This window comes from Varibaculum timonense (genome assembly GCF_027694345.1).
GTDB lineage: Bacteria > Actinomycetota > Actinomycetes > Actinomycetales > Actinomycetaceae > Varibaculum > Varibaculum timonense_A.
On the sequence record NZ_JAQEVU010000009.1, the window covers coordinates 28,257 to 46,068 of the forward strand.

General features: G+C 51.3%; 13 protein-coding genes. 6 read left to right on the forward strand and 7 right to left on the reverse strand.

Going from position 1 to position 17,812, the window contains the following annotated elements; genetic code table 11:
* Positions 1-503: 503 nt before the first annotated feature.
* Positions 504-1,322 (reverse strand): hypothetical protein, encoded by an 819-nt coding sequence (locus tag PG728_RS08220; protein WP_072510248.1) that lies wholly within the window; start codon positions 1,320-1,322, stop codon positions 504-506.
* A gap of 152 nt (positions 1,323-1,474) precedes the next feature.
* On the opposite strand from PG728_RS08220, the gene PG728_RS08225 reads away from it, so the two are divergent.
* Positions 1,475-1,807, forward strand: a complete 333-nt coding sequence (locus PG728_RS08225) for a hypothetical protein (protein WP_072510247.1) — start codon at positions 1,475-1,477, stop codon at positions 1,805-1,807.
* Positions 1,808-1,843: 36 nt separating this feature from the next.
* Positions 1,844-2,908 carry a VIT1/CCC1 transporter family protein gene (locus tag PG728_RS08230; protein WP_270626965.1) on the forward strand — a complete coding sequence of 355 codons (1,065 nt, stop codon included), beginning with the start codon at positions 1,844-1,846 and terminating at the stop codon, positions 2,906-2,908.
* A 24-nt stretch (positions 2,909-2,932) separates the two neighbouring features.
* On the opposite strand, the gene PG728_RS08235 is transcribed toward PG728_RS08230, so the two are convergent.
* The 4 genes from PG728_RS08235 to PG728_RS08250 all read right to left on the reverse strand — a co-directional run bounded on the left by PG728_RS08235 (position 2,933) and on the right by PG728_RS08250 (position 7,951).
* Positions 2,933-3,766 (reverse strand): trimeric intracellular cation channel family protein, encoded by an 834-nt coding sequence (locus PG728_RS08235; protein ID WP_270626966.1) that lies wholly within the window; start codon positions 3,764-3,766, stop codon positions 2,933-2,935.
* Between the two features lie 381 nt (positions 3,767-4,147).
* Complete coding sequence (locus PG728_RS08240) at positions 4,148-5,989, reverse strand: MFS transporter (protein WP_270626968.1); 1,842 nt, start codon at positions 5,987-5,989, stop codon at positions 4,148-4,150.
* 36 nt (positions 5,990-6,025) lie between these two features.
* Complete coding sequence (locus PG728_RS08245) at positions 6,026-6,511, reverse strand: MarR family winged helix-turn-helix transcriptional regulator (protein WP_072510244.1); 486 nt, start codon at positions 6,509-6,511, stop codon at positions 6,026-6,028.
* Between the two features lie 648 nt (positions 6,512-7,159).
* Positions 7,160-7,951 (reverse strand): HNH endonuclease family protein, encoded by a 792-nt coding sequence (locus PG728_RS08250; protein WP_270626971.1) that lies wholly within the window; start codon positions 7,949-7,951, stop codon positions 7,160-7,162.
* Positions 7,952-8,044: 93 nt separating this feature from the next.
* Here PG728_RS08250 and PG728_RS08255 point away from each other — a divergent pair, with 93 nt between their 5' ends.
* The gene (locus tag PG728_RS08255; RefSeq protein WP_270626973.1) at positions 8,045-10,699 is read left to right on the forward strand and encodes an ATP-dependent helicase C-terminal domain-containing protein; all 2,655 of its coding nucleotides are present in this window, start codon (positions 8,045-8,047) and stop codon (positions 10,697-10,699) included.
* Positions 10,700-11,144: 445 nt separating this feature from the next.
* On the opposite strand, the gene pgm is transcribed toward PG728_RS08255, so the two are convergent.
* Positions 11,145-12,815, reverse strand: coding sequence for a phosphoglucomutase (alpha-D-glucose-1,6-bisphosphate-dependent) (gene pgm, locus PG728_RS08260; protein ID WP_270626975.1), 1,671 nt, complete (start codon positions 12,813-12,815; stop codon positions 11,145-11,147).
* An 86-nt stretch (positions 12,816-12,901) separates the two neighbouring features.
* Here pgm and PG728_RS08265 point away from each other — a divergent pair, with 86 nt between their 5' ends.
* Together PG728_RS08265 and PG728_RS08270 are read left to right on the forward strand one after the other, a co-directional pair.
* Positions 12,902-13,504, forward strand: a complete 603-nt coding sequence (locus PG728_RS08265; RefSeq protein WP_270626977.1) for a nucleoside deaminase — start codon at positions 12,902-12,904, stop codon at positions 13,502-13,504.
* A gap of 285 nt (positions 13,505-13,789) precedes the next feature.
* Positions 13,790-15,040: an ATP-binding protein gene (locus PG728_RS08270; RefSeq protein WP_270626979.1), complete on the forward strand. Its 1,251-nt coding sequence runs from the start codon at positions 13,790-13,792 to the stop codon at positions 15,038-15,040.
* Between the two features lie 70 nt (positions 15,041-15,110).
* Here PG728_RS08270 and PG728_RS08275 read toward each other — a convergent pair whose 3' ends face one another.
* The gene (locus tag PG728_RS08275) at positions 15,111-15,938 is read right to left on the reverse strand and encodes an N-acetylmuramoyl-L-alanine amidase (protein ID WP_270626981.1); all 828 of its coding nucleotides are present in this window, start codon (positions 15,936-15,938) and stop codon (positions 15,111-15,113) included.
* Positions 15,939-16,305: 367 nt separating this feature from the next.
* Here PG728_RS08275 and PG728_RS08280 point away from each other — a divergent pair, with 367 nt between their 5' ends.
* Positions 16,306-17,808, forward strand: coding sequence for a CoA-acylating methylmalonate-semialdehyde dehydrogenase (locus PG728_RS08280; RefSeq protein ID WP_270626982.1), 1,503 nt, complete (start codon positions 16,306-16,308; stop codon positions 17,806-17,808).
* The last annotated feature ends 4 nt before the right edge of the window (positions 17,809-17,812 follow it).

Consider the following 17,812-nt stretch of genomic DNA (forward strand, 5'->3'; position numbering starts at 1 on the left):
CCCGTATTCCTCCTTATAAGGTCAAGTGGTGCCTATTTGGGGGTAAACTTTTTTTTTGGGGGGGGGATTCTAATTGCCTGTTATTGACCCAAAACCCGGGCAGCTCAGTGCTGGGATGGTAGCGCTTAATTCGCGATAGACCTTGGGGTTTGCCTTGAATCCTAGATGTCAGTTGGGGGCGGATTCCGTATCGGAATCCGCCCCCAACCTTTGTTCCCCATCTCAAGCAAATAAGGAGATATCAAACGCTTGTCGCTTAACCCTTATTGCTGATATTAAAGGTAAACACTGCATCTGGAAGAGAATATAAACAAACCTGAAAGAATGCTTTATATTTGGTAAAAAGTACAGTTAAAAGCTATTTCTAAAGATTTCCTCTAATTTTTCTGACAACTACCTGAAAGCTAAAATGGCTGGTAAATCAAGATAGTAGCAGCAGCTTAGAAACGGGGCTAAAAGCTAGATAAACCTGCCTATATTCGGATTTTGAATTGGGGCGCTTCTTAAGTAGTGGGGGGAACAGTGCGGGTAGCCCAAGTAAGGATTTGGTTACGTAAGAAATCAACCTTATCTGCGTCCTCGTAGCCCTCATCTAGCTTGCGATAGTTACTGGGTAAGACCCCATAGAGACTTAGCTGATCTAAAATCAACAACTCACAGTTGGGAGGCAACAAAGCTTGAGGGTCATTAAGCAGGGGAGCGAACCACTGCGAAGCCAAAGTTTGCGGATCAACTACGAACAGAGTAGGCAGGGCAATATCTTGCAGTAGTTTCTCGGTATCGACAATGGTCAGTTCTTTCAAGGTCTGTTTACCTATCACGAAATACTGTCGGGAAGCCCCCTGATCGTTGGGGATACGAGTATGTCCTACCTGTTCCAATTCGGCTAGTTGGGAGGAGGAAAACACGTCCTCCCAAGGAACCTCTGCTGGCCCTAAAATTGGTGCCGTCAAAACTAAAGCCTGTACCTTATCCGGGACGGCGCGTAAAGCAGCTAGAGCTCCCGAACCATCAGCGTGAAGAATTTGCTGGTCAAAGCCTCTCTCGGCTAGCCAGCCGGCGACGGCTTTTAAATCTTCAATCTGGTTTTCCAAGCTGACAACGTCATCATCGCTTTTTCCGCATCCCGAAAAATCCATTTGTAAAGTCGCGTAACCAGCAGCTCGATAGGATTTTGCGAAAATATCGAACCAACCCAGATTGTGGCGGTCAAGTAAGAATGAATGAGCAAAAATCACTGCGCAGTTACTAGAATCAACCGGAACTACGAAATCGGCAGCTAAGCTAATGCCACGTGACGTGTCGATGTTTATTTCGCTCATATAACCACCGTAAACCGGTAATCATAAAAAATGTTGTGAGAATGACCAGAATTTTCTTAGTCTGGCTAGCTAGTTTTTTTAACCGGAGCCCTGTACGGTGGTTGCGGTAGAATAGTGCACGCCCGCTTTTGACGATTCGAAAGGTAATAGCTGTGGGAAAGAAACTATTGACCGTCCTCGGCATCGGTGCTGGTATCGCGCTAGTTCGCCGTGAGGTTCGTGAGAATCCCGAGGGTGGGGTTGCCAAAACCGTTAATGCAGTGACTTCCAATCCGCAGGTTCGCCGGGCGGGGCGGGCTACAAAGCAAAAAGCGTCTGAGGTTTTTCGCCGCCAAGGAGAAGCCATAACCGATAAAATCGCGGATGCGGTTAAGGAACGTCTGTTCGGAGTGCCGGTCACCAATAAAACAAATCCCGAGTTCGTGGACGTGCAAATCGAGGAAATAACGGTTGATGTGCCAGATTCTACCCCTGAAAAAAGTTAGAACATCTACTTTTGTGACAAGGGGATAGACCGTACGGTGCAAGAAACCTCAAAAAAACAACTGCGGCGGTGGCGCAAATACCTCGCGGAAGAACGTCTAGAGGCTGATACCTATCGCTACCTGGCTCGTCACCGATTCGGTGATGAACGGGAAGTGCTTCAGGAACTTTCAGTTGCCGAGGAGCGTCACGAACAGTATTGGTTAAATCTTTTGGGTGAGGACGCATTGCCGGCTCCCCGGGCAAGTTTGCGTTCACGCTTGCTGAACTTTTTTACCCGAGTTTTCGGCACCATATTTATGTTGGCGATGATGCAGCGGGCAGAGCAGCGTCACGATTACGAAGCTGACCATGATGTTCCCAGCGAAATCGTGGCAGACGAAAAGATTCACTCCGAGGTGGTGCGGGCTCTTGCTGCCCGGCAACGTGCCACTATTTCTGGTAGTTTTCGCGCCGCAGTTTTCGGTGTGAATGATGGATTAGTCTCTACCTGTGCTTTGATTCTAGGGATTTTTGGGACGGGAGTTTCAAAAACCACGATTATCGCGACCGGGTTGGCCGGTCTGCTTTCAGGTGCACTGTCCATGGGGGCAGGGGAATATGTGTCGGTGCGTTCTCAAACTGAACTCTTAGCTTCTTCCTCGCCAGATCCAGAATCTGAACATGCGATTGACAAGCTAAATATGAATCAAAATGAATTAGCGTTGGTGTTTAGAGCGCGCGGGGATGACGCGCAAACTGCTGATCGGAAAGCGGCCGCTGCTTTTGCGAAGATAAAAATAGGCGAGCAGGCGAATTTAGGGACAAAAAATCGTGATTATGAAGAAATCGGAACCGGTATGAGGGCCGCGGTTTCTTCGTTCGCTTTCTTTGCTATCGGAGCGTTTGTGCCCCTTTTCCCATTTTTGCTGCCGTGTTCGGCGCTTAGTGGTGCAATCGCGGCGGTGGTTTTAGTGGGGGTAACTTTACTGCTAGTCGGGGGGGTTGTCGGGTTGCTGTCTGGCTCCGACCCTGCTCCGAAAGCCTTGCGGCAACTGTTTATTGGGTACGGCGCGGCCGGAGTTACTTATCTGTTGGGTTTAGCTATCGGCACACAACTTTAATAGTTGTTTTACCGCTAAGAGGTTTTAGCTTTCTGGTCGGTTGTTTGTTTCGTTTTGGTTGTAGTTATCTATAATCTGAGCGTGCTTAGCGCCAGTATTTTTGCCGGTGGCAAGGTCGATTTCTCCTGTTTCGTCCTCTTTGTCTAAAGTTCTGGAGCCGCGTATTTTTAAGTCTCTTAAACGCAGTAACTGTCGCAATTGGCGAGTGGTTAGTGTGATGGTGAAATCGGGGGCTTCTGGCAAGGTCCAACCGCGCCACTGTGCCAGTAACACGAAAATCAGTGAGGTAATAATAGAAATCCCCATCCCTAGTACCGGCATTCCCACTTTAAAGAAAATGACCATTAGTACTGCTGATAGGGCGGCGGGGGTGGCGTAAAGGTTAGCTCCTCCGAACACGCGCGGGATACGACCAACCATAATGTCGCGAATGATGCCTCCGCCGACTGCCGTGGTTAGCCCCATCATTAGTGCGGGTAGTATCCCTAGCCCTAGGGCAAGGGTTTTTTGCGCTCCGGTGGCTGCCCAACATCCCAGGCAGAGGGCGTCGGCAACCGTAATTATCCGATTAGTCCATTTAGATTCCAGTCGCCAAAAGAATGCCACTAATGCACCTAGTAATGCTCCCGCGAGGTAAAAAGGGTCGGTAAATGCGACTGGAATCTTTTGTAATAAAACGTCTCGAGCCATGCCGCCGCCGAGGGCTGAAATAACTGCTAGGGTAGCGAATCCTATGGCATCAAAGTGGCGTTCTCGAGCTAATTTAGCTCCGATGATGGCTGCGCAGAAAACGCCGGTTACATCAACGACGCGAAATGCGGTCGCTACGACTTCAGGACCGAAAGCAGTTGTGGACATAGCTTTATTTTTCTATTTTTCCCTCTAGTTTTTCCACTCCGGGAGTAGTCTGCGGATACACCCCCTAGAACCGAGCCCCTCTTCTTCGGGAGCCGTTTATCGCCACCCAGATTTTCCTCTTTGTTGAGATACGCATATGCATACGAGAGGGTTTTATCGGAGTTCGGGCAGGGCAGTTAGTAGGTGCGATGGTGATGGGAAAGGGCGTGTGCGAAAAACTTATTACCGCAGGGGGAGATTTTATCCGAGTGGGTGCGGTGGGCATAAGAATTCGGAAAATGCTTTGGCATTTTTCGAATTCTTGGGCAGGAGGAAAAACCCACCCCTGCGCGCCGAAATAATCGGGGTTTTTACCGAGCCAGACCCGGACATGGAGTGCTGTTACCGAGAAGGATCCGGGTTGATTACGGCATCAATTTTATGCTTAGAAGGCAGCCCAGCCAGCAGTAGTATCCCAGCTAAGGACAAGATGGTATAGAACCAGAACAAGCGAGAAAATCCTTCGTTTAACCCCATCTGGAATGCGGTCTCTATCTGGTCGCGATGGGATTCAATATCTTGCAGATACTTAGCTCGCATCTGTTCCACACCTGGAGGAACCGTTCCCATCTGGGCTTTTATCTTGGCTTCTTGCTGATCAAACAGATAGTTCGCTATTTCTTTAGTCCTATCCACAACGTTCGTGACATCCGCAGATTTGATTTTCTCTTGAATGGGAGCGGGTAAATCTGACATTTTAAAGCCCATATCTGCTTTCATCTGGGGCATTCCAGATTTGCTATTTTCTATGGCAGCCATGGTAGGCATCGGCGGCATTTCGGGCATTGCCTCCATTACCTTGCCGGATAGACCTCCCATCGCGGTGGCGAGCAACCCTACTAAGATCGCGGGAGCCAAAGTAGTGCCCAGCGAACGAATCAGCGATAGGGTTGCTTGTCCGGAATTAGCGTCAGACTCGGGAATTAAATGCAAGATTAGGTAGGTTAGTGGTGCGCCCATCAAGAAACCTAGACCTAATCCCATCACAAATATTGATAGTGAAGTTGATATTATCCCTGGGTGGGGGCTTGCCCAGAAGATTAGCATTATGCCCGCTATGGTGGAGATTGCAGTGCCTACTCCCAGGATTCGCCGCGGCCCGAAACGGTCGGTTAAGCGCCCACTAATGGGAGATCCTATTGCCGAGCCCACTCCGATAATGATGGTGGGATAGCCTCCGGCTCCCGAGGGTAGACGTAAACAATTCTCTGCAAACTGAGGAATAAACATTACCGTCATCATCAAGATGCCAGCAACCGCGCCCATTAGCAGGGTCGATCCCACATTTATGTTTCCGAAGTATTTGAAATTGATAATTGGGTCGGCTACCCGGTGTTCGATAACCCAAAAGAGGGGTAGCAGGATTAAGAAGACTACTAACGCTACCCAAACGTTGCGGTCTTTGACGGACTCGCCAATCTGGGTGAAATCCAGGTTTTGGAATGCCCATAGTATCGAGGTTGTCATTACTACTAGAACTAATATCCCTGGTAAATCAAGTCTGCGGGAGGAATCTTGGGTTTCCTTTGGTAATGCCCAAATCCCCAGTCCTACAACAACTATGGCAATGGGAACGTTAATGTAGAAAATCCATTGCCAATTTTCTTGACCGGCAATATCGAGAATTAGGGAACCGGCAGAGGCGCCAAATACTGAGGCAACGCCGTAAACCATCCCTACCAGCCCTAGAGCCATACCGCGCTTAGGAGGAGGGACGATGGTGCCTACTGCCGCGGTGGCAACTGGTACCATCCCGCCCCCTCCGATTGCTTGAATAGCTCGTGAAGCCAGCAGCAATCCTAGAGAGGAGAAGTCTTGTGCTAGTCCACATCCTAGGGAGCCAAGCCCAAATAACCCAATTGCCAGCACGTACACCGGTTTACGGCCAATAATGTCCGCGATTTTTCCGATAACTGGAATCGCTGCCGCATATGCGAGGGTGTAAATAGTAAATACCCAAACCCCGACCTTATCGTCAATGCCTAATCCGTTTTGAATAACGGTGCGAGCAGGATTTACGATGCCCATATCTAGGGCTCCCATCCCAATCCCTGCTAAGTAGAGGACGAGGACGAGTTTCCACCTTTTGGGGGCGGTAAAGTCGGTATTGGTTAGCTGGGAGTCGCTATTTTCTGTTTTATGTTCTACTTTTTCGGGTTTCGGGGTTTTTAGCTCGCAGCTCATAATAATCCTTGATGTTTAGTTTTGGTTTCTAAAGCTTTAGGACTCTTGATGTGGGGAAGTGTCTAGAGAATCTAAAAATTGACCTAGCATTTCGCTAAAAGTAGCCAGTTCGTTTTCGCTGCGATTGGCAAATAATCCCTTTAATCCTGCCTCCATGGGGGCGGTAAAATCGTGTCCGATTTTCCCGCCTAGTTCCGAGATGCGCAGTATAGTTTTACGGCGGTCGCTATCGCTGGTTTCGCGATTTACATATCCAGAATCGACTAGCCGATCAGTCAAATAGCTGACTGCCGCTCGCGTAATTTGTAACTTTTTCGCTAGTTGCGAGGGGGATAGGGGTTGTTCGGATAGTTCTGCTTGCCAGATTTGCAAGAGAGCCTCTCCATCTTTTCCGTGCAGCCCTACTTTTGATGAATACCGATTGGTTAGGTCATTTGCTGTGAAAATCAGGCGATGTAACTGGTAGAGGAGTTTCTCTAGGTGTTGTTTGCGTTTGATTTCTGGCTTAGCTTCTTCAGTCATGTAGTTAAGTATATTAACGGTTAAGAAACTTAATCAAATTGTTTTGTGGTTCACCCCGTGAAGATGCCCGTTTCGCCCTCCCGGTACATTATCGCCCTCCCGATTGGGAGAATTTCCGGTTATTTGGGGAGTCTGTGTCCAGTTGGGAGGGTGTTTTTGTCTGTGGAGGGCGTTTTTGTCTTGGAAGGTGCAACAATTGATTACTGTCGATGCTGGCAGAATGCAGGAGCTGGCAGATATCGGGATTAATGCCCAGAGGAGCCGGTTTTATCCGAGTGGGTGCGGTGGGCATAAGAATTTGGGAAATACCTGGGGTATTTCCCAAATTCTTGGGCGGGAGGAAAAACCGGATCCTTTGGGTACGGCTGTAGCACGCGCGTAACAGCGATTTAACCAGCAGGTATATAAATTCGCAGGGGAAGATTTTATCCGAGTGGGTGCGGTGGAGGTGCGAGCCGCGACCGGTAAAAGATACGAGAGAAGATTGGCAGGAGTGTACGTTTGCAGGGGTAGATTTTATCCGAGTGGGTGCGGTGGGCGTAAGAATTCGGGAAACGCCGCTACGTTTTCCGAATTCTTGGGCAGGAGGAAAAATCTACCCCTGCGAGCAGGGGACTAACAACACTCGCGTACTATTACCGAACCGCGCTAACCAACGGGAAGGGGGTGCGCGGGGCAGGATGCCGCCACCGAAGCCATCGCGCGCTTTTCTGCCGGGGTGACCCATAAATGCCACTTATTTTTTACCGCCACCTGTAAAGCAACATATTGGCATTGAAACCCCTTATTTGGGGGCAGCCAACTGGCAGCGTCCTTATCTTTCTTATCTTGATTTGCCGTTCCATCGACCGCCAGCAGATTCAAGGGGTCATTGGCGAAACGTTCACGAGTCTTTGTATCCCACTTACTAGCTCCGGTTTTCCAGGCATTAGAAAGCGCAACTACGTGGTCAATCTGAATCTTTGATGAAGTCTCGGCACCTTTATGGAAATGCTGATATTTACCGGTATAAGGCTCAGTGAAAGTCCCAGACAGTACCGTGCAATCATGTGTACCTGGTTTAATCTTTACTGCTGAAAGGTCACGCCGTAAAATATCATTTCGCGTGTCGCAGCCATTGTGATCAATGTCTGCCCAGCGGATACCAAATTCGGAACGGTCATAAGCGCTGGCACTTTTCCATTGAGCTTCCGGTAACTTCGAGATTGCTTTCACTAAATCAGTCTGCACCGATTCAGCCAAAATCTGATCTGCGCTTTTACCCCAATCAGGTAGCTGAACCTTAGGGGCTCCCCTATGGGAAAGACCAGCTAAATCTGGTCCCAGTCCGGGAACAAAAGCCCAGATTAACAAGGCAATTGTAAAAAATGCGACTATCCGGCTTCCCCAGGAAGATTTTTTCCATAACCGTGCATATTGGTTTTGCTTACGATACCCCATGCTTCTATTGTGCTTTTTTGACGATTTGATTTGCTTTAACTTTACCGCGCTGAGGGATATTCGGATTTATTGGCGGCGGTGCAAAATAGAAATATGTTCACGCTTTCTCAGGCAGCGACCCTCGCCCCCGGACTTCCGGCAGCGAAGATTTTGCCAAAACTCAAAGACGCCCTCGAAACTGTAGGGAAAGCGATTGTTAGTGCCGAGCCAGGGTCGGGGAAAACTACTTTGGTTCCTCCTTTTTGCTGGGCTCTAGAGGACGTGCGGGCAAATGATGATGGCAGGGCAGCGGGGGTAGTGGTCACTGAGCCACGTCGGATTGCTTGCCGGGCAGCTGCCAGTTACTTGCAGTCATTACTGCCTAGAGAGAAGCAAAACCTGGCAGCGAAAGTCGCATTTTCGGTTCGGGGAGAATCTACTCGCGGGCAGGATACTCGCCTGGATTTTGTTACTGCCGGACTGTTTTTGCGTCGGCTGCTGGCAGATCCAGAAGTTTCTGGTATTGGCACGGTAATTATCGATGAAGTACACGAACGGTCTTTAGAGACTGATGTTTTATTAGCTCTGCTCTGCGAAGTACGGCAGCTGTGTCCGGAGCTGCGAATAGTGGTGATGTCGGCGACTTTAGATAGCGAGCTTTTCCGGAAGGTTTTAGGTGAGGATACCCCGGTGCTTCAGGCGGAAGGTAAACTTTTTCCTCTGCAAGAAGTATTCGCGCCCCCGCCAGCGCGGGTGCGTCGGATTAGTGAGCGCGGAACTTCTTGGGAATTTCGGGATTACTTGGCCGATCTGGCGTTAAACCGTCGTATTCAAGGTGACACTTTAGTGTTTGCCCCCGCAATCGCGGATGTAGAGGCGATTGCTTCGGCGTTACGTACCCGCGCAAAACACCCGGAAAGAATAATGACCCTGCACGGGCAGTTGTCTCCCCGCCAGCAGGCAAAAGTACTTTCTGAGGGCGCCTCTGTTGCTAGCGAGGACGCCCTAGAGCCGGGGGAGGGGCGGATTATTGTGGCCACCTCGGTGGCTGAATCGGCACTGACGGTTCCTGGGGTGTATCAGGTAATTGACAGTGGTTTATCACGAGTTCCAACCCGCCGTCTGCGTGGCAATTCCGAGGGACTAATCACTCTTAGCTGCTCGCAAGCCACCGCCATTCAACGCGCAGGACGCGCCGCGCGCCTGGGAACCGGTCGAGCAATCCGCGCCTATGACCAGCTAACTTATGCACGGATGGAGTCCGATACTCAGCCGGAAATCTTGCGCAGTGATTTGGCGCAGACCTATTTGCAGCTGGCAGATTGGGGGCAAACCGATCTGGAAGTTCTGGCGCTGCCGACTACCCCTCCGCCTGCTGCCTGGCAGCAGGCGGAGAAGGATTTGCAGGCTCTCGGCGCTTTAGATGCTGACTGCCGGATTACCGCTTTTGGACGCCAGTTAGTACAAATTCCTGCCCACCCGCGCCTGGCACGGGCGTTAATACTGGGTTCACATCTGGTTGGAAAACGCAGGGCAGCCCAAGTAGTAGCGGCTTTGCAGGCGGATTTACATCGTCCAGATGGGGATTTATGGGCAGCTATTTGCGAGGCAGAACGCCAAGGAGATACGAACTACTGCAAAGAGCGTTCCCGTTTTGAAAACCTAGCGCAGCGCTATCAAGATATTGATGCCGGTAAGGTGGTTAAAGATTTTTCGCTTCTATATAGCGCGGGCAAGCGGGTAGGAAGTGGAGCGAATCAGCAAGGCGAAAAATCGGTTACCTTGCAGGAAATCGCCGGTGATTTAAGCGTAGGGGTAGTAGTTGCGACGGCTTTTCCTGAACAGATAGGGCGCTTAACCAGTAAACAAGGGGTCTATCAACTTTGTGGGGGAGGTGCTGCCGGTGTAAATAATGCAAATGCTCTGGTCAATACGGAATGGCTAGCAATTGCGGAAGTTGGACTGCGTAAAGGTAAAAATGATGTTATTCGTTTTGCGGCTTCCTTAACTGAACCGTTAGCTCTTGAACTAGGTAAACACCATATGCGGGAATGTCACGAGGAACAGTTCCAAAAAGGGAAAATAACGGCCTGGAAGACTAAATACCTGGGTGAAATTCCTCTACATCGTGAGCCAGCTCAAATCCTTGAATCTGAGTCTCTCCTCGAAAATGAGTATCAACGAGACGGTTTCGGGTTTATCCCTTGGAGTCCAAAAACCCGAAATCTGCGTGCCCGTATGGCGTGGGCTGCTGAGTACCTGTCAAATATGCCCCCGGTTTCCGATAAGGACTTACGTGACAATCCAAGTTTTTGGTTAAGTCTTATAAATTATTTTTCCGCTGGAAACAGTGCCTTAAATGCCCCGGTAGCAACCTGGTTAGAGGCAGTGTTGGACTATAACTCCCGGCGTAACTTGGATAGGGAAGTTCCCAGAGATATTACTCTCCCTTCAGGTCGTACCGCCGCTATCACGTATCCCGAGGAGCTAACTAGCGGCCCGCCTCGGGTGCAAGCAAAACTACAAGAGTTCTTCGGTCTGCAATCCACGCCGAAAATCCTGGGCGGAAAGGTGAATCTGGCGATGGAGATGTTATCGCCAGCAGGACGTCCGTTGGCGTTAGTGACCGACTTGCATCATTTCTGGGATGAAGTGTATCCGCAGGTGCGCGCGGAAATGCGGGGTAGGTATCGCAAGCATCCTTGGCCGGAAGACCCCCGCGCCGCTACCGCGACTGCCGCCACCAACCGCCAGCTCCGCTCCCGGTAATTCAGGGGTTGGTACTGGGAAGCAGGGAAAAGATTTTTCCTCGCGCCCCGATATTAAGGTCGAGGATTACGTTTGTCTCCCCGCCCAAAGAACTTGGGTAATACCCGAGGTATTACCCAAGTTCTTACGCCCGCCTAACCTGATCGACAAAAGTAATCCTCACCCTTACCGGCTTGGTGGGAATTATCCGGGCAGCATGGCAACCGGTTGGAATCTCGCGTACCAGGCGCGTGGTGGGGGCTAGGTTTTATCCGAGCAGGTGCGGTGGGCATAAGAATTCGGGAAACGTCGCTACGTTTTCCGAATTCTTGGGCGGGAGGAAAAACCTAGCCCCCAACGCTTACGGTGGGCGGGAGACGCAAGTAATCTCCGCTCTTGCGGTCTCGGGGGAAGGTGGCGAGGGCGGGAGGAAAAACCTAGCCCGCGCCCTCAGCTATTACGCACTCTAGGCTAGGGCAGCGCCTACTACCTCTTGCGCCTCAGAAATCACCTGATCTACGTGCTCATCGCCCTTAAAGGATTCCGCGTAAATCTTGTAGATATCTTCGGTACCCGAGGGGCGAGCCGCGAACCAGGCATCTTTAGTGACTACTTTCAGCCCGCCGATTTCGGCGTCATTACCCGGGGCGCGCACCAGTTTGTCGGTGATATCCTCCCCGGCTAGTTTCAGGGCGGTTACGTCCTCGGAAGAAAGCTTCTTGAGCTTGGATTTCTGCTCTGGGGTCGCCGCTGCCTCGAAACGCTTATAACTGGAAGCCCCGAAACGTTCCACCTGTTGCTGATGCAGCTGCGAGGGAGAAGAACCAGTGACTGCCAGGATTTCCGAGGCTAGCAGCGCCAAAATGATGCCGTCTTTATCGGTAGTCCATACCGACCCGTCCTTGCGCAAGAAAGAGGCACCGGCCGATTCCTCGCCTCCGAAACCGATAGTTCCCGAAAGTAATCCCGGCACGAAATACTTAAAGCCCACCGGTACTTCCACCAGTTTGCGCCCCATATGGGCTACTACCCGGTCAATTAGCGAGGAAGAAACTAAAGTTTTACCAACCCCGCAACCCTCGCCCCACTGCGGGCGGTGCGTGTACAGGTATTCAATCGCCACTGCCAGGTAGTGGTTGGGATTCATCAATCCATCTGGGGTAACAATCCCGTGGCGATCCGAATCCGCGTCGTTACCGGTCGCAATATCGAAAGGCGTAATCCCGTCCTCGTCCGGAGCCATCTTTTGCCGCAGCGAAGCCATGGCGTTGGGTGAGGAGCAATCCATCCGGATCTTTCCATCCCAATCCAAGGTCATGAAGCTGAAAGCGGGATCCACATTGGGATTGACCACTGTCAGGTTCAGGTCGTGGCGTTCTGCAAGCATGCCCCAATAATCGACTGAAGCGCCCCCTAAGGGATCGGCACCAATGCGCACGCCAGCAGAGCGAATCGCGTCCAAGTCAATTACGCTGGGGAGCGCATCTACGTATTCTCGCAGGTAGTCATGGGGGTGTACGCAATCTGCTCGGGATAAATCTGACAAAGTAGAGCGGGGAACATTCCGCCAGCCATCCTCAAGAATCTGGTTAGCGCGGTCGGCAATCCAGCCGGTAGCGTCTACATCGGCTGGTCCACCGGTGGGGGGATTGTATTTGAAGCCGCCATCGCGGGGAGGGTTGTGGGAAGGAGTGATAACGATCCCGTCTGCCACATCTGCACCCGAGGTGCGCACCTCGCCAGGCGCGCCATTGGCCTGCAAAATTGCCAAGGAAACCGCCGGGGTGGGTACATAGGAGTTTCGCGAATCAATCCGTACGTCCACTCCGTTAGCTACCAGCACCTCTAGGGCGCTGCGGTGGGCAGGTTCGGAGAGGGCGTGAGTGTCGCGCCCGATAAATAACGGTCCGTTAATTCCCTGATTGCGGCGATACTCTACGATTGCCTGGGTGATAGCTACGATATGAGCTTCGTTAAATGCATGGTCGAAGGCGCTGCCCCGGTGTCCCGAAGTACCGAAACTTACCCGTTGGCTCGGCTCGGTAGGGTCTGGCTCTAGGTCGTAGTAGGCGGCTAGGAGGTCATCGACATTGATTAAATCTTCTGGTTTGGCTTTCTGCCCGGCTCTTTCAAACATATAGTTAGTCTCTCACTTATTTGGATTTCTGTCTGGATAAGTCCATAGGTTTCAACCAGGTAGCTGTTCTCTATTAAATTTGGAGTGTGCATCGATTCGATTGGGCTATTCGGCAAGCTATGCAGCTGGCAGCACTTGCCGGTGAGGGCGGGGATGTCCCGGTAGGTGCGCTTGTGCTCGCTCCTAGGACAGGAAGGGTGCAACCCCTGAACGCTTACGACGGGTTTATCTTCGAGGACGAGGGCGCGCGAGGGGTAAAAGCTGCACGCCCTTCCTCGGGTAAAGCTCAAGGCGATAGCTCTTTCTGTGTTCCAGAAGAATCCGAGTTAGGGGCTTGGGAAATAATCGGACGCGGCTTTAACCAGCGGGAGGTCTCCCCGTTTGACCCTACTGCTCACGCCGAGATTGTGGCTTTGCGGCAGGCGGCGAGGAAGCGGGGCAGCTGGCGGTTGTCAGATACTACTTTGGTAGTGAATTTGGAGCCCTGCACGATGTGTGCCGGGGCGATCGTGAATGCCCGGGTTTCGCGGGTAGTGTTCGGCGCTTGGGATGATAAGGCGGGTGCTGCTGGCTCTGTTCGGGATGTTTTGCGAGATAGCCGGTTGAATCACCGCGTAGAAGTTATTGGCGGGGTTTTAGCGGACGAGTGTGGAGGGCAGTTAAAAGACTTTTTCGCTACTCGGCGCTAGGGGTAACCCTAGGGTTCAGCCATTTACCGGTGCTTTAATGCAGAAGTTGCATCCAATCGTCAGTTCCTTTCACTGGGGACTTCTGTGCATCCTCTGCTCGTGTTTTCTGACTCTAGTTGGGGTGCGTTTAGGTGCTTGCTTTTTGGAATCACCGGTTATTCCGACAAATAGGCAGATAACTCTCCGACAAATAGGCAGATAACTTTCCGGCAAACAGGTGGATAACTATCCGGCAAATAGGCAGATAACTTTCCGGCAAATAGGTGGATAGGCTATAGTAAAAATATGTCTGACTACTTAAAACGGGTAATTGACTATGAGATTGCCCAAGTGTTTCCCCAATTACCTGCACTGTGTATAGCAGGAGCTAAAGGAGTGGGGAAAACGGAGACCGCCCAGCGACTCGCCCGCACTACCTACCAGTTAGACCAAGTTGATACTCGCACTATTTTGCAAGCAGACCCGCGTATTTTCCTACAACAACCACCCCCAGTTCTCCTGGATGAATGGCAACTATTGCCAGAAACCTGGGACACCGTTCGCCGCGCGGTTGATGCTGGTGCACGTCCCGAAAGTTTTCTGCTAACAGGTTCCGCCAGCCCCAAACCCGGGGTACAAACCCATTCGGGAGCGGGCAGAATCATAACTTTACGAATGCGACCTTTAACCCTTTCCGAACGAGGAATTACTACCCCCACCGTCAGTTTGCGTGACCTATTCGCCGGTGAGCAAGCGATAACCGGTAGCAGTGACTTAACTGCCTCTGATTACGCTGATGCCATCTGTCAAACCGGGCTGCCCGGATTTCAACAATTAACTGGGCGCGCTTTGCGCTTGGCGGTAGATTCCTATCTGCGTGACGTGATGGATAAAGATATCTTTACTCAAGGATATTTCACCCGCACTCCGCACACTTTGCGAGCTTGGTTGCGTTCTTATGCGCAGGCTACCGCGACTACCGCGTCCTATGCGCAGATATTAGAAGGTGCGACTGCCGGGGAGGGGGATAAACCCAGTTCCGAAACTACCCGCACCTATCGTGATTTCTTAACCAAACTGTGGATTTTGGAGCCTCTGGAAGCTTGGCAGCCTTTGGGTTCGGGGTGGAAACGCTTGACCAGCAGCCCTAAGCATCATCTAGTAGATCCTGGCTTTGCAGCTCGTCTCTTGGATTTAGAGTCTCAGGATTTACTGACTCCTGCCGGGGCTAATATGTACGGTGCCCTGTTTGAGTCTTTGGCTGTGCTATGCGTTAGGGTCTTTGCTCAAGCTCTAGAAGCTACGGTAGGGCATTTCCGTACCCGCGCAGGTGAGCATGAGGTCGATTTGGTTTTGCAAGGACGAGGAGGGGCAATAGTTGCCTTGGAAGTCAAAACCGCGAATCGGGTCACTGACCATGACGTTAAGCATTTACTCTGGTTGCGCGAACGTGTTGGCGAAAAAATGCGAGCTGCCGCTGTCTTGTATGGTGGAAAACAAGCTTATATGCGAAAAGACGGGATTGCGGTGATTCCTCTGGGGTGTTTGGGGCTTTGATGTTGATTTTGGGTAGGCAAACGATTTGAGGGCGAGGGATCGTTTTTGCTGATAGCTACTAGCTGCTGCGTTAGTTTTTGCCGGAGCTGGCGGAAAGGAAACTAATGAGTCCTCTTGCGAGGCCGGAAGCATACTGTTGTTGCCCTTGAGGGCTGGATAATCTTTGAGCATCTTGAGGGTTCCTCATTTCCCCCAGCTCCACCATTACTGCTGGTACTTTCGCAAAATTTAGGGTGGCGAGGTCGGAGCGGGGCAGGGGTGCGGGACCGTAAATCGTTGAAGGGCTAAGCCCTGCCGCCTGTAATCCCGAGGAAACGGCGCGCGCCAGGCGTTTTGACGGTTCCCCTTGGGCAGAGTTTAACGGAGGATTGGAAACCATTACGAAGAATCCGTGAGGGGCAGACGACTGGGAACCATTGGTGTGAATAGAGAGGAACGCATCGGCGTGTTTCTCGTTCGGGATTTGTCCGCGCCGATCGACACATACCTTATCTGCATGGTCATCTTTTTTGGTCAGATGAACGCTTGCCCCTTTTTCTTGTAGCTCAGCTTGTAAAATCAGGGCAACTTTCCAGTTGGCAGTATGTTCAGGGTAGCCGCTGTTAGTCGCAGTTCCGGAGGTATTACATATTTTGCTCCCTCCGCGCCCATCAGGAACTTTGTTGGTTAAATGTTGCCCGTTAGAGTGACCGGGATCTATTACGATAGTTTTTCCTGCCAGTATCTTTTTAGGTTCTGGATTGGGGGTAGAGAGCGAGGTGGAAGGGGAAGTCGGAGTAGGGGAATCCTTGCCGGTAGCGTTAGGAGTGGAGCTGCTAGCGGTTTTGTTGTTTGCAGAGAAATCGTGGTGGTCGGTGGCGGGACTGCAAGCGCTTAGGGACAAAAGGCTGATTGCCATTACGATGATGCTAATTCGATGAATCTTGTGATGGGAGCAGGGGAATCTTTCGAGCACGTTATAAGCCTAACCGTATTTTTGAGGGCGGGCTCTTAAGTTGGTAGGGGGGTCGTGCTAATCTGCGCAGCGTCCTCTTAATCTAATCGCTATTCACAGGGGTAAAGCGCCTAAATCTGGCGTTAGCGTTTTAGGGGTAGCTTTGAAAGTTTCCCTCTTACGAGCAGGGGTAAGTAGTTAGAACGGTTGTGTCTGGGACCTAAGTCGAGTAAAGTAATCTTTGTAAGGACATTTCAATTAAGTGTTAGGGATGTCGAAAAACCGACATGACCGGCGATAAAGTCAGCAATAATCAAAGGAGATACTGACAATGGTAAAACAGTTGCAGCACTGGATTAATGGCGAATACGCATCGGGAAAACCCGCCGGAGAAATCAAAATCGAAGATCCGGCATTAGGGGAAGTTATCGCCACCATCCCCTCCGCCTCTAGCGAAGATTTAGATGAAGCAGTAAAAATCGCGCAGAAAGCCCAAAAAGAATGGGCAAAAATATCGTTGGCCAAACGAGTAGACATAATGTTCAAGATGCGCCACCTGGTTTTGGAAAACCAAGACAAAATGGCACGGCTCATCGTGCAAGAACACGGGAAAAACTATTCCGATGCAATCGGGGAAATCCAGCGCGGACGCGAAACTTTAGATTTTGCGTGTGGTATCAACGCCAATATGAAGGGCGAACATTCCTACCAGATTTCTACCGGCGTTGATATCTTCACCGTGCGGCAACCGGTGGGAGTAGTAGCGGGTATCTGCCCGTTCAACTTCCCGGCAATGGTACCCATGTGGATGCACCCGCTAGCTATCGCAACCGGTAATGCGATTATTATCAAACCGGCTTCCGCTACCCCCTCGGCGGCGCTGTTCACCGGCGAGCTATACAAGCAGGCAGGACTGCCTGATGGTCTCTACCAGGTATTGACCGGGAACCGAGATTTAGTTACCTCGATTTTGGAACATCCCGGAATCGACGCAATTTCCTTTGTTGGTTCTACCCCGGTTGCACATATTGTGCAGGACACTGGGGTTTCTCATGGAAAACGCGTTCAGGCGCTGGGCGGGGCAAACAACCACGCTATCGTAATGCCGGATGCGGATATTGATTTTGCTGCTAAGCATATTTCGGCGGCTGCATTCGGGGCGGCTGGCGAGCGTTGCATGGCGCTACCGGTGGTAGTCGCGGTTGGCAGCGCTGGGGAAAAACTAGCCGAGAAAGTTAAAGCTCACGCTGATCAGATCCATGTAGATCAGGGCATGGCTCAGGGCTGCGAGATGGGACCGGTGATTGACAAGAAGGCTCAGGAGCGTATAGAAGGGCTCATCACCGATGCCGAGGAACGCGGGGCAACTATTGTGCGCGATGGTCGCGGATTCCGCCCGGAGGGCTACTCGAACGGTTACTTTGTGGGACCGACTATTATCGATAACTGCCCCAAGGATGCACCCGCATATTATGAAGAAATCTTCGGACCGGTGCTGGTAATTACCCGCGCCGATAGCTATGAAGAAGCCATAGAAATCGTTAACTCTTCGCCCTTCGGTAATGGCTCTGCCATCTTCACCAATGACGGCGGAGTAGCGCGCAAGTTTACCCTAGAGGTAGAGGCCGGAATGGTGGGCGTCAACGTCCCGATTCCCACCCCGGTTGCCTACTATTCCTTTGGTGGATGGAAAGAATCCCTGCTAGGTGATACCCATATTCACGGGCCGGAGGGCGTGAAGTTCTACACCAAGGCCAAGGCGATTACTACCCGCTGGCCGAGCGAATCCGGACACTATGAAGCCACGATGAGCTTCCAGCGCGAAGAAGGCTAAGAAT

Bases quoted from the DNA above. Each gene is read 5' to 3' on its own strand.
- PG728_RS08220 (WP_072510248.1), bottom strand. From the start codon at position 1,322: ATGAGCGAAATAAACATCGACACGTCACGTGGCATTAGCTTAGCTGCC.
- PG728_RS08235 (WP_270626966.1), bottom strand. From the start codon at position 3,766: ATGTCCACAACTGCTTTCGGTCCTGAAGTCGTAGCGACCGCATTTCGC.
- PG728_RS08240 (WP_270626968.1), bottom strand. From the start codon at position 5,989: ATGAGCTGCGAGCTAAAAACCCCGAAACCCGAAAAAGTAGAACATAAA.
- PG728_RS08245 (WP_072510244.1), bottom strand. From the start codon at position 6,511: ATGACTGAAGAAGCTAAGCCAGAAATCAAACGCAAACAACACCTAGAG.
- PG728_RS08250 (WP_270626971.1), bottom strand. From the start codon at position 7,951: ATGGGGTATCGTAAGCAAAACCAATATGCACGGTTATGGAAAAAATCT.
- PG728_RS08255 (WP_270626973.1), top strand. From the start codon at position 8,045: ATGTTCACGCTTTCTCAGGCAGCGACCCTCGCCCCCGGACTTCCGGCA.
- pgm (WP_270626975.1), bottom strand. From the start codon at position 12,815: ATGTTTGAAAGAGCCGGGCAGAAAGCCAAACCAGAAGATTTAATCAAT.
- PG728_RS08270 (WP_270626979.1), top strand. From the start codon at position 13,790: ATGTCTGACTACTTAAAACGGGTAATTGACTATGAGATTGCCCAAGTG.
- PG728_RS08275 (WP_270626981.1), bottom strand. From the start codon at position 15,938: ATGGCAATCAGCCTTTTGTCCCTAAGCGCTTGCAGTCCCGCCACCGAC.
- PG728_RS08280 (WP_270626982.1), top strand. From the start codon at position 16,306: ATGGTAAAACAGTTGCAGCACTGGATTAATGGCGAATACGCATCGGGA.